The sequence below is a fragment of the Bacillus sp. NTK071 genome, from assembly GCF_017303315.1.
GTDB lineage: Bacteria > Bacillota > Bacilli > Bacillales > Guptibacillaceae > Guptibacillus.
The window spans coordinates 37,502-50,749 of record NZ_JAFKOI010000006.1; the positions used below are offsets into that span (position 1 = coordinate 37,502).

Genomic DNA, 13,248 nt, shown 5'->3' on the forward strand with positions numbered 1-13,248 from the left:
ATAAGGAGTTAGAGTTGGTGATATTTTATATATTAAAACCATAGTACCTGTCCCTAGAGCTCTCATTTAAGGCATTTGGTACTAGTTAAAATAAACAACATGGCTTATTTTTCATCCAAAGTTTACTGGATACAAAGCTAAAAACCATCAGCCCCGCGTTCGTTTTATCGGTCTGCTGTTCAAAACTCACGTTTGAATCTAAGAAGGTTCAAGCGTTTTTTATTAAAATAATGAGATAAATTTTGAGTAGAGCTAACTTATCTAAAACTATTACATTCATATTTTACTTAAAGTGTTGTTATATACCTATATTTACATAGGAGGGGTATTATGGGCGGAGAGGTTAATTACGAGTTAAAAGAATATTTAGAGGAATATTATTATTCCTTAAGAGAAATGGAAAATGTCAGGATATATGATGAAAGTAAAGTTAGAGATAGGAATCCTTCTCAAAGAGATTATTCTAGAGTTTTATATTCACCTTCTTTCCGAAGGTTGCAAGGAAAGATGCAGCTTTTAGGAGTGCAAAGTGATCAATTTTATAGGAACCGACTAACTCATAGCCTAGAAGTAGCACAAATCGCTAGGTCTATTGCTGAAAAACTTCGAAGAGATTCTGGATTAAATGACGTATTTATAGATGATATTTACATTGTAGAAGCTGGTTCATTAGCTCATGACATAGGAAATCCACCTTTTGGCCATCATGGAGAGAGAGTACTTAATGAACTAATGAGAGATAAAGGTGGTTTTGAGGGTAACGCTCAAACTGTCCGTGTGCTTCAAAATTTGGAAAAGAAGTTACCTAAAAGTAGAGGATTAAATCTTACTCTAAGAACTTTGTTTAGTGTGGTTAAGTATTATGTTCCATATAATTACGAAGGAGATTCTAAAATTAAAAAATTCATTTATCAATCCACTTTTGATAGATTACAGAAACAAATCGAGAATAAGTCTATAGAACCACGGACAATAGATGTCCAAATCGTTGATATAGCAGATGAGATTGCATATGCGGCTCATGATTTAGAGGATGCTCTTAGTCTAAAATTATTTAATATTGATGAATTTATTTTTGAATTGAAACAGGGTAATAATATTCATACACTTAATGAGTTTGAGAGGATCGTTGAAAAAGCAAAAGAGTTTGCTTTTTCAGCGGACAATTACCATTCATCAGAAGAATTTGGTTTGTTATTTAGAAAAGAAGTAACTTCAAATCTGGTAGATATTTTGATAAAAGATATCGGGCTAGTAGAAGTGGATGAAATTTTCAAAAAAGAAACTGGAACCTCACATTCAAAAGAGGTTGGTTTTTGTAATTTAAAAGACTTAGCTAAAGGGCTAAAGGACAAGACTTTTGAATGTATAAATCGAAGTAATATTGTCCAAGTTTACGAAAAACAAGGTGAGAAAGTGATAAAAGGATTATTTACTGCTTTTAACGATGAAAAGTTTAATAAGGGAAATCTTTTGTTACCAGTGGAATATCGAATGTTTGACGAGGAAGAAGAGTCTCGTGAAAGAGTAATTGCTGATTATATATCAGGGATGATGGATTCATTTGCTATTAATACATTTACTAAGTTGTTTGGTTCAAACTCATTAGAGAAACTATATGACAAAGAATACTTTGGTGACTATAACAACCATATGAGCGATAAATGATCTGTAACAAAAAAATCAGCAAACTGGAGCAGCTTTGTTACAAGTGAAATGACATAATTTTTGATATGCTTTTGCTCATTTATATTTCTATCATTCTAATAAGAGTAGGCGGAAGCAGCCTAATAAAAATTGCTTTTTTAAGTCGATGCTATTTTTCTTTATTTAACTTGGTAAATCCATGGGCTGCTTGATGTAAGCAACCTTAAACCTCTTTAATAGATAAGAATGTGAATTCAAAAATATTTTGAACCCTGGGGTGACTCCAATGATAAGAATTGGATATATTTCTACCAATCAAAATCGTGCCGAAAAACTAGGAGAGTTATTAGGTTCAAACTATGTAATTGAAACTATTGAATCAGTAACATTTAATAGTAGTAGTCCTAGTAGTATACTGGCATTAATTAGGCTTTGCGATGTTATAGTAGCGGACGTAGGAAAAGGAAGTAACAATGTTTTTTATGAAATTGGTTTAGCACATGGGCAAGGCAAGCCTGTTATTATTGTAACCAATAGTAAGAATGAGTTGCCTGCAAACCTTAGGGGACAGAAGTGTTTTAGGTATACGGATACTCATGAAGGTCTTAAAAACCTTGTATTTTCTATAAAAGAAATTATTAAAAGTGAAGACACACTTTTAGGGTTACGGGGGCCAATAGATCGATTTGACTTACCAGTATTCTCTAATCAAACTAATACTTTAAGTGTACGAGAGTTATTTAAATATGAAGGCGTAAGAAAATTCTACGCGCTTAAACAGTGGTTTACAAATATGGCAAGTAATATACCAGGTTGGAGTGTTGTCGAACCGGGGAAAAATGATCCTGGAATGTTTGACCTTCTGATTTGGAATAGTATAAATGACTTCGACATTAGGACACTTGGTAACCCCATTGCAGTGGAATTTAAATCTGCGTTAAATAAAGATCAAGCATGCCAAATTATTGATATGACATTGAAGTCAGGTGTGAAAAGTCTGTTATTCATTACGCTTGGAAAAAATAGTTCTACATATTATAAATTTATTAGTAAGATTCAGAGTGAAACAGGCGCTGTAATAGTTCTCTTAAACAGGGATGATTTAATAGACATAACATCACCAGAAAGTCTACTAAAATTAATAAAAGTGAAAATCCTCCATGGCCATTACGAGGAGGATGGAAATGTTTGATTTAGAGGTATATAAGGAGAGGCTTATAGCAGTGACTAACTCTACTACAAATACAGAAAAAGGAGAATCGTTTGAATTATTGGCAGAGTATCTTTTTAATTGTCTTTCTGGAATACAGGTTAGGGAAAGAGATATTCTAATGCCCTCAGAAGAAATTGATTTACTACTTTGGAACGCACGTACTGAGGAAGTTTTAGGCCCATGGGATGCTACAATTTTGGTAGAATGTAAAAACTGGTCTTCTCCAGTTGGATCTAGTGTATTAGATAACTTTATTATGAAGTTAAGAAGAAGAAGGCTATCGACAGGGATATTTATTGCAGCTAATGGAGTAACAGGTGACTTTGTAAATGGGAACAATCAATTAAGAGGAGCGGTGGCTATATTACACGAAGCATTAAGCATGGAGGGAATTAGGATTATCGTTATAAGGATGGCTGATTTACAAGGAATATTATCCATAGATGATCTTCGTGAGTTGATAAAAGATAGATACTGTAAATTGATTATGAGAAAAGTATTTTAGCACTCCAGTTTAGTCAGGAAAAGAAAAAAGGGATGGTCCTTAGTTACTTTTTAAAAAGAATAAGATTTTTTATGATTAGCTTCAGTGGAAATTTTCATACGTACTTCTAAGGTGTAGGTTAGGATAGTGATGGAATATTTATATAATCTAGTTACTCTAGGTGAACCCATAGGAGGCATTACTTCTATAACACTGCTCTTATGACTGGATTTTGACTGTATACTGTTCATAAATATTGATAGCGTATTTAACCTCATTCTTAAACGTAAAGTTTTAAACACCGATAAAACAGGTGTTTCACCTCTTATAATTATGTATTTAATGTGCTCAGGGAATGGGCGGCATTCCACCCATGCTTATCAAGGTGATAATAGCAGAACAAAATGTAATTATAGTTGTTGACGAATTGTTGACCGAATACGTCAACAACTACATTTTACAATCATAATTAATCATACACTTAATTAATAAAATTCAGTTATACCGGGCTTCTTTATCCCTTATCACTATCAATACTATTAAGAAATCGTGACTGGCAGTGTAGAGGTCAGCGGTTCGAGCCCGCTATGCTCCATCACTATAATAGAAAGAGCCTTTCATCGTTCAAATCGAACATATGGAAGGTTCTTTCTTATATGATCAAAAATAGTCCTCATTAGCTTAACATAGGAAATTATTGTTAAAATAGTAACTTAGAATCTAAAAGGGAAAATCACTCACACACGATATACTATTTGTTAGACCTACTAAAAACTATAAGTAAACATTCAACAGAAGTATGAATGAGCAAAAGGAGGAAATCGCTCATGAAACACCGCAACCTAGGAAATACCGGAATAAAAGTCTCCGAGATCGGATTCGGAGCATGGCAACTAGGTAATGAAAAAGACTGGGGAAAGATGACAGAGGATGAAGCTATTCATTTAGTGAGGAACGCGATGGATTCCAGGTGTACTTTCTTTGATACTGCTCCTAATTATGGAGCTGGGAAAAGTGAAGAGCTGCTTGGTAAAGCGTTTAAAGGAAAAAGAGATCAGGTGGTCATTAGCAGTAAATGTGGCCATCACTCGAATGGTGAACAAAACTTTGACCCTGATAAATTGATGGAATCAGTAGAAGGTAGTTTACGAAGGTTACATACCGATTATCTTGATAGTCTTCTCCTTCATAATCCGCCATTCACCACCCTTAATGGAAACAGCCCGCAGTTTGAAGTACTGGAAAAACTGAAAGAGCAAGGGAAGATCAGAGCATATGGCGCTTCGGTAGATACTGGAGTAGAGATGAATGAACTATTAAATAAAACGGATAGTCAGGTTATTGAGGTTATGTTTAATCTCTTTCATCAAGAACCAGCGGCTGCTATACAAGCAGCTGAACAGCAAGGAGTTGGCGTGATCACCAAGGTTCCGCTCGATTCTGGCTGGCTGACAGGCAAGTATGATGCGACTAGTCGATTTAGCGGAATTAGAAGCAGATGGAGTGCAGAGGAAATTGAACGAAGAGGAAGGTTAGTAGATCAAGTTCGACGAATTCTGGGAAATGATATTCCAATGGCACAAGCAGCACTGCAATTTATTCTTTCCTATCAAGAAGTGTCTACCATTATCCCTGGAGCAAAAGATATTCAACAATTCAACCAGAATATCGCGGCATCAGAAGGCAGCTTATCCATAGACATCATCAACGAGTTAAAGGATATTTGGGCTGAAGAAATAAAGGATTCCAAGCTACCCTGGTAAATATGATCAGATAAAGAACAATATGCGTGGAATTGAGGTGCCTGATCCTCGATACGTTAGCTTAGTAACGTATCGGGATCAGGCACCTTTTTTCCATATAATGCTGTCTACTTCAGGATAACGCCTTTTACGTAACAATAAATAATCGTTTTCCACACATCGAAATTCGCATCTAAAGGACGACAAATAAAGTTTTCTCAATTCTAATGTAGTCTTATCATGTATAGTAAAGGCATAATGTAGTAAGAGTATAGACGGACCTAAATATAATCAAGGGGGAAATCGAATGCGTAGGATCATCTTATCAACCGAAAGCGGTGCAGACGTACCGGGTGATTTAGCTGAAGAGTACGATGTTCAAGTCGTTCCCATGCACATCATTATGGATGGAGAGGATTATTTAGACGGTTCATTGCCGGTCCAGGATATTTATGACTATTACGGACGTACCAAGAAAATACCTTCTACCACCTCTACAAATGCTCATGAGTATCAAGAGTTCTTCGCAACTATAAGAGAGAATTTCCCAGACTGCACTATTATACATATTGGATATACATCAAAAGCGTCTTCTTCTTTTCAGAATGCTGTTATTGCTGCGAAAGAATTTGAAGACGTTTTTCTCATTGATGCTCTAAACGTTACGGGTGGACTAGCTGCGATTGTATTGTATGCCGCTAAAGTATTAGAAAAAGAACCTGATATTGAACCGGAACACTTAGTTGAAGAAATAGAGGCAATTGTTCCTAAATCAAGGCTCGTTTTCATTCCAGGTAGCCTCGAGTTTCTTAAAGCGGGAGGGCGTGTTAGCAATATGGCTTCTCTGATTGGAGCTTTGTTGAAAATAAAGCCATGCATTGAGTTGAAGGATGGAAAGCTGATGTCTACAAAGAAGTATCGGGGAAAAATGAGTGGTGCTAGTGAAAAGCTTTTGAAAGATTACTTAAATGAATTCAACATCGTTCGAGAGCAGCTTTATTTTATCTACTCTATCGGACTCGATGAAACGATTAAGCAGCGGATGGATGAGCTTGCGAAAGAAAACGGCTTCCAGAATATACGATGGATTCAAGCGGGCGGTATGATTTCGACTCATTCTGGAGCCGGGGGCTTCGGTATTGCAGGATTAGAGCAATAGGACGGGTAGAATGAGACGTTAACTTAAAAACCAGGAGAATTCACCGATTAAGGGCTGAGTAAAATGATGAATGGCGAGAATGATACTCGCTCTTCTTGCTCGATTCTATCCAACTATTTACACATCTTTCATTTAGGATTTATTTCCCATTTTTCTACTCATAAGGACATTCCAATTGCGAATCAACGGGAGGAAGAGTAACGTGTCTCCATGTTAGAAGTAATTGTAGGAAGGTGGATGAAATGATGAAAGATGGTTATGTGAAAGTGAATGAGGTCAATCTTCATTACGTTACTGAAGGAGAAGGCGAATTGATGCTGTTTCTCCATGGTTTCCCTTATTTCTGGTATAACTGGCACCACCAAATGGAAGAGTTTTCAAAGGATTACCGTGTTGTTGCGGTTGATATGAGAGGGTACAACTTATCTGACAAGCCGAAAGCAATTTCGTCCTACGAGATGTCCACTCTAGTCGAAGATGTGAAGCAGCTGATTGAAGCTTTCGGGGAGAAGGACTGCATCTTAGTAGCTCATGACTGGGGCGGGGCGATTGCATGGACGTTAGCTTATACCGCGCCTGAATATGTGAACAAATTGATCATGTTCGATGCGCCTCATCCCTATACATTCAGACGAGAGCTAGCAGAGAACCCTGGACAACGAGAAGCAAGCCGTTATATGGCGTATTTCCAGCGAGAGGATTCCCATGAAGGATTGCTTGAGAATAACGCGGAACGATTAAGGAACATGATGACGATTCCTGGGAAGAAAAAAGGGTATTTAACCGAAGAAGATGAGCAGAAGTACATAGAGGCATGGACCAAGCCGGATGCGATGAAGGCAATGCTTCATTATTATCGTGCTATTTCCTTCTATCCGTTCGAGGAACATGTTCAAAAGCCGTTAGAACTATCGTATCAAATGTTCGAATCGCCAACGCTGATCATTTGGGGTGACGCGGATGCTGCTTTTGAAAATAGTAATTTGGACGGGCTGGAAGATTATGTTCGTGACCTTACCATTCACAGAATGGAAGGGGTAAACCATGCCCCGCATCATGAGAAGCCGGATATGGTGAATCAGTATATGCGCGACTTTTTAAAAGTGACGTAAATGAATTTAGGCTGTCCTTACATAATGGGGCGGCCTTTTTGTATGAAGGGAAGTTGGGATGCTTTGGTGTATTCTCTGAAATAGAGGGTAAGGAGAGCTTGCCCTTCAGCTTTTTATAGCTACTTATAGGGAAATAGAACCATAACGTTCTACTGTACAGTTTGCGCATTATCACTTACAATTAGAAAGAGGTGATTGATCTTGGGGTGTTGTTAAAAATAGGTGAATTAGCCGAAGTTTGTAATGTATCAAAACGTACAATTGATTATTATACAAAAATAGGTTTGTTGCAGTGTGAGCGATCTGATACGAATTATCGCTTCTATGGAGAAGATGCGATTGAGGACATTCAATTCATTGAAAACTGTAAAGACATGCAAATGACCTTGAAGCAAATAGAACAACGGTTAATGGTTAAAAAATCTAGTCAGGTTGATACCGAATTGATTCATAATCAGGTAAAGGAAGTAATGGATAAAATGACATACCTGGAGGCTGAATTGAAGGATATTCATGAAAGCGTTGAGAGATTAGACGACGATTCGCAGATGAAGATTAAGAGTCGTCTTTCGCCTCAGACTGTCGCACTTATTCAATCGTTGCTTCTTTACTCAACTTGACTTAGCCAATTCGAAAGATGCAAGTAACGACTAACAACAACTCAGGAGAGTGAAACTTTTTGAATGACATACCACTGGATTCGATTCTTTTATTAGGTTCCTTGATTCTTTTATCAGCTTTTTTCTCATCAGCTGAAACGGCCTACTCGAGCGTTAACAAAATTAGGCTGAGAAATTTCGCAGATGAAGGAAAGCGCGGAAGTAAGAGGGCTTTAGCGATTGCCGAGAACTTCGACAAAGCGCTATCAACGATTCTAATTGGAAACAATATTGTCAATATTGCTGCTGCTAGTATTTCAGCTGCTGTCGCAACCGATCTATTTGGCGGTAACACGGGACTTGTTATTAGTACAGTTGTTATGACGATCTTAATTCTAATCTTTGGGGAAATACTTCCTAAATCGTTAGCTAAGGAACACGCAGAATCTTATTCATTGTTGATTGCTACTGTGTTATACGTGTTAATTAAATTATTAGCTCCAGTTAACTTCTTCTTCGTTAAATTAAAAGAGCTTGTATCGAAATTTTTTGCCAAGAGCAGCACACTTCCTTCCGTAACAGAAGAAGAATTAAAAGTGATGTTAGATATTAGTGAAGAAGAAGGGGTTATTGATAAAGAAGAAAGAGATCTCATTCATCGCTCGATGGATTTTGATGATACGCTTGCGGGTCAGGTGTTAACACCGCGAATTGACATAGTAGCGATTGATATCGAGCAATCCATTGACGAAATGAAAGAGATTTTCTTTGAAGAACGATTTTCAAGAATACCAGTTTATCAGGATAGTATTGATAACATTATCGGCATATTAACGGAGAAAGAATTTCTTACTCATCTGATAAAGTATAAGAATGTCGATGTTAAAAAGCTAATTAGAGAGCCACTGTTTGTCGTAGAGTCCATGAAGATCTCAACGTTGTTACCCAAACTACAAAAAGAAAAAGTGCACATGGCCATCGTTCTAGACGAATTCGGTGGAACGTCAGGTTTAGTTACATTAGAAGATGTTCTAGAAGAAATTGTAGGAGAAATTTGGGATGAACAAGATGAGAAATTCAGTACTATGCTACGAATTTCTGACAGTAACTATCATTTTGATGCTCAACATCAACTCGATGATTTCTTTGAGGTAATGAATGCTACTCCTCCTGAAAGCTCTTACCATACCTTAGGCGGATGGGTTATTGAAACCCTTGGTACGGTTCCTAGCATGGGTGATTCTTTCTATTATGAAAACCTTAAGATCATAGTCGATCAGGTTGAAGAACGTCGCGTTAGAAAAATACAAGTAGAGGTTCTGCCGAAGGATCAAACTGAAGATGTTCTGTTAAAAGCCTAGAAGTATTTGGGGACGTTTTTTAGTGCCTTAGTAGTTATATAAATAAGAAAATGAACAAGAGCTTGGTATTCTCCTTATTTCAAGGATACCGGGTTCTTTTTTTAAACAAAATTTTGGATTAGGGAGGACGATTTTCGGGATTCTCAATAGTATAGAAAAGAAGGGATTTAGTACATAGAAAAGATCATAGTCCGAGTACAAGATTAAAATTAAATGGACATGAGTAAAGGGAACCTTCTCGAAAACTCCCTTACAAATTCTTCGGTGTAAAATCAGAAAATACGCTCTAGTAAAAGAGGTGAACATATGACGATGAAAAAGGAAGATTTTGAAGTAGAAGATGGTGCTTATTTTCCCGGGAAAACCTATGTAGACGAGCTTCTTAAACCAGTTTTCAAAGATCAGCGTGATTACTTGTTTGATGCGATGTTTATGATTCATCGTGCGCATACGACGATGCTGAAAGAACAAGACATTATAACGAATGTTGACGCAAAGAAAATATTGGCCGGTGTAAACCAAGTTGCAAAAATGGAGAAAAGCTTGTTTAACTATATGCCAGAATATGAAGATCTCTTTTTCCTTGTGGAAGCTGAAGTTGCGAAAGTGATTGGTCCCGATTTAGCGGGAAAGATGCATATTGCGAAGAGTCGAAATGATATGGGGGAAGCCATGTATCGGATCGTGATTCGTGATCATATGCTTGACCTTCTAGATAACGTAAGAAAATTAGGACAATCGCTTGTGATCCAAGCAGAAGATCACGTGCACACCATTATGCCTGCTCACACCCACACGCAACCTGCTCAACCGACCACCTTTGGTCATTATTTACTCGCAATTGCAGATAATCTTTCAAGAGACGTAGACCGATTATGGCAAGCTTATCATACAGTGAATCGTTCACCGATGGGGGCAGCTGCGATTACAACGACCGGTTTTCCAATTAGTCGCGAACGAATGGTCGAACTATTAGGATTTGAGGATATCATGGAGAATTCTTATGATGCAATTGGAACTGGGGATTACTTACTTGAAACAGCTCTTACATTAGTAAGCATGATGACTAATATAGGTAGGTGGGTTCAAGAGCTTCTTCGAATGGCCTCTAATGAAGTAGGGTTACTTAACGTTTCTGACGCTTATGTGCAAGTGAGTAGCATTATGCCACAGAAAAGAAACCCCGTATCATTGGAACATTCAAGAGCGCTCGCTAGCAGCGCAGTTGGTGAAGGACTAAGTGTCATTCAGATGATTCATAATACACCATATGGAGATATTGTGGATACAGAAGATGATTTGCAACCCCATCTCTATAACGGGTTTCATAAAGCCAATCGTGTAACAAAGCTGTTAACGGCTGTTATTACGACCATGAAATTCAACAAGGAACGAGCGCTTGATCAAGCTAGAACTAACATGATTACAATTACAGAGTTAGCCGACGTATTAGCAAGGGACTACAAGGTACCATTCCGAAAGGCCCATCAATTATCTAGTTTCGTCAGTAAGAAAGCGAATGAGGAGAAGAAAGAGTTATATGAAGTGAGCACTTCTGAAGTGAATGAGTGGATTGGCGATGTGAAGCTTTCAGAGGAAGACTGGCATCACATTTGTGATCCATCTAAGTTTATTGAACGTAGAAGCGTTACAGGGGGACCGAATCCACAGGTTGTAGAAAGAATGGTGCAAGAACGGAAAGTACGTTGGACAGAATTAGGTAAGAAAGTAGAAGCCTATTCTACTAGACTAGATACTATTAAAGAGGATCTGCGGAATTTATAAACGAGGGAGAAGATTTCTTATCACATAATTGAATCCTTCCCATCTCTCTAACAAATGAGAAGCAATATACAATAAAAAAGCACCTCACCAGATGGCTCTATCGGAGTCATCCAGGTGAGGGGCTTATTAAATATCATTTCAAATTACTACTAAGGATGCCATAACACCATTAAGCAATTCTCTCGATTTTCTCATTGCCATTCTCTCTTTCAGATGGCATTAACAAAGGTTTAGGTGGACATGCTTTTTTGGTCAATTTAGATACAACGATAATCGTTAGTAGACCAGAAACCATTGCGAGTGTACGGAATGGGAAGAGAACCAGGCCATCTTCAATCATTGGATAAGGTAGGAAGATAGGAAGTCCAATCATTGGCTCTCCACCACCGATTCGGAGGAAGAACGATACGATTAACCCCGCAATTGAACCGTACTTATTTGCCCCTTTAAAGAATAAAGCAGTAGTTAGCTGTGGAAATAGAATAACATATACTAAGTCCGCAGCGAGGTACCATAGAGCATAAACACTTTGTACGTTTAATGCAATGATCGTAGCGGCAATCCCAACTAGGATAATGGAGCGTTTGATAACCTTCTTAAGTTGATCACTAGACGCATTCGGTTTGAATAATGGACGATACAGATTCCAAGCAGCCATTGAAGAGGCTGATAGAATAGATGAATCCATCGATGACATGACGGCAGCTGCAAGTGCTCCTAATCCAATCGCTCCAATAATATCTGGCGTTAAATATTGTAAGACATAAGGGAGGATCATAGCTGGATTATCAGGTGCATTCACACCAAGACTTGCCCAATCGGTGTCTAATCCAATTGCGCCGATAATCACAGCGGGTATTGCTGCGATAATACAAACGAAACCTGCTGTAATCGATAGCCACATCGCGGTTTTCTCAGTTTTAGCTGACAGCACACGCTGGAAATATACTTGCCATGGGATACCGCCTAGAATAAGTAGTAAGGCAAAGTCCCACCAGTTCCAGTAATAATTGCCCCAAGCAGGATCAGTCCACCCATCCAAAGGTGGGAAAAGACTTGCATAGCTTCCCATATCCGTTTGATAGTTACTCCAAACAGAAGTTAGTCCACCCACTTCCGATAGAGCAAAAGGAAGGACCAGGAATAGTCCGATCATAACAGCTAGCATTTGAAAAACGTCGGTAAACGCAACGGACCACATACCACCAACGACAGTATACGCAATTGCAATGATCGCTGATAGTATAATAGACGTTTGAAAGTCTAAACCTAGAATGGTCCCAAACGTTGTTCCTAAAGCAGTTAAGATCGCACCACTCCAGAAGACTTCTCCTAAAAGAGCCGGAATATATAGAACACCAGCCACTTTTTTTCCGAAGCGTTGTTCAAGTGGATCAATCATAGTCATGAATTCATATCGACGCATTTTTCTTGCGTAGAAAATTCCTCCGATAATTAAGCTTAGTGCGTAACCCCATGGTGCCTGAGCCCATGCTAGTCCAAGTGAATACGTTGATTCTGCAGTACCTGATATGTACCCACCGCCGACCCAGGTGGCAGCCATTGTAAACATTGAAATCCATAATGGTAAAGAGCGTTTGGCTACCATCATGTCTGATGCTGATTCAGATTTATTACTTGCCATAAATGCCCCAATGTAATAGATCACGGCGTAGAAGGCTAGCATAGCAATAAACGAACCCCAATTAATATTCGTATTCGTCATTCCTAAGTACACAAACATTGCGACTATAGCTGCTACAAATATACCGACTTTTAGTAGATTTCCTTTTCGTTCAGTCAAACAACATCACCTCTTCAATTAATTTTCAATCAAAACCTCTTTAAGTCGTATCCCAGCAATTAGTTAGTTCTATCACTTTTGACTTTCTTTTTTATTATTAAATGGCATTTTTCGTAAACATTGTTGCTATAAGAGTGGTGGATTTCTGCTCCAGGATGCTCGCTTTCCGAGGGGCGGTGAGCCTCCTTTTCGCTAACGCTCCTGTGGGGTCTCACCTGTCCCGCTAGTCCCGCAGGAGTCGAGCACCTTCCGCTCCAATCAGCCAAGTTTGTTCTTTATACATAAATTATTTCAAAAGCAACAATCTTTGAGAAAAGAACTTTATAAAATTAACTATTTCAC

The 13,248-nt window shown here is 38.2% G+C and carries 10 protein-coding genes; 9 read left to right on the plus strand and 1 reads right to left on the minus strand.

The window, feature by feature from the left end:
- The first annotated feature begins 330 nt into the window (after positions 1-330).
- The 9 genes from JI666_RS11540 (at position 331) to argH (ending at position 11,102) form a co-directional block, all read left to right on the plus strand.
- Complete coding sequence (locus JI666_RS11540; protein ID WP_286170768.1) at positions 331-1,668, plus strand: deoxyguanosinetriphosphate triphosphohydrolase family protein; 1,338 nt, start codon at positions 331-333, stop codon at positions 1,666-1,668.
- Between the two features lie 265 nt (positions 1,669-1,933).
- On the plus strand, positions 1,934-2,839 hold the full coding sequence (locus tag JI666_RS11545; protein WP_206891923.1) for a TIR domain-containing protein: 906 nt from the start codon (positions 1,934-1,936) through the stop codon (positions 2,837-2,839).
- Positions 2,832-3,365: a restriction endonuclease gene (locus tag JI666_RS11550; protein ID WP_206891925.1), complete on the plus strand. Its 534-nt coding sequence runs from the start codon at positions 2,832-2,834 to the stop codon at positions 3,363-3,365. The genes JI666_RS11545 and JI666_RS11550 overlap by 8 nt, the downstream gene beginning before the upstream one ends.
- An 806-nt stretch (positions 3,366-4,171) precedes the next feature.
- Positions 4,172-5,107 carry an aldo/keto reductase gene (locus JI666_RS11555; protein WP_206891928.1) on the plus strand — a complete coding sequence of 312 codons (936 nt, stop codon included), beginning with the start codon at positions 4,172-4,174 and terminating at the stop codon, positions 5,105-5,107.
- 286 nt (positions 5,108-5,393) lie between these two features.
- Positions 5,394-6,245, plus strand: a complete 852-nt coding sequence (locus JI666_RS11560; protein WP_206891930.1) for a DegV family protein — start codon at positions 5,394-5,396, stop codon at positions 6,243-6,245.
- 242 nt (positions 6,246-6,487) lie between these two features.
- Positions 6,488-7,357 (plus strand): alpha/beta fold hydrolase, encoded by an 870-nt coding sequence (locus JI666_RS11565; protein WP_286170769.1) that lies wholly within the window; start codon positions 6,488-6,490, stop codon positions 7,355-7,357.
- Positions 7,358-7,563: 206 nt separating this feature from the next.
- Entirely contained in the window at positions 7,564-7,977 is a 414-nt protein-coding gene (locus JI666_RS11570) for a MerR family transcriptional regulator (RefSeq protein ID WP_206891933.1), read from the plus strand.
- A 59-nt stretch (positions 7,978-8,036) separates the two neighbouring features.
- A complete protein-coding gene (locus JI666_RS11575; RefSeq protein WP_206891934.1) occupies positions 8,037-9,317 on the plus strand; it encodes a hemolysin family protein in 1,281 nt (426 codons plus the stop codon).
- 306 nt (positions 9,318-9,623) lie between these two features.
- Positions 9,624-11,102 carry an argininosuccinate lyase gene (argH, locus tag JI666_RS11580; protein WP_206891935.1) on the plus strand — a complete coding sequence of 493 codons (1,479 nt, stop codon included), beginning with the start codon at positions 9,624-9,626 and terminating at the stop codon, positions 11,100-11,102.
- Positions 11,103-11,271: 169 nt separating this feature from the next.
- On the opposite strand, the gene JI666_RS11585 is transcribed toward argH, so the two are convergent.
- Positions 11,272-12,846: a high affinity choline transporter 1 gene (locus JI666_RS11585; protein WP_206892166.1), complete on the minus strand. Its 1,575-nt coding sequence runs from the start codon at positions 12,844-12,846 to the stop codon at positions 11,272-11,274.
- Between the last annotated feature and the right edge of the window lie 402 nt (positions 12,847-13,248).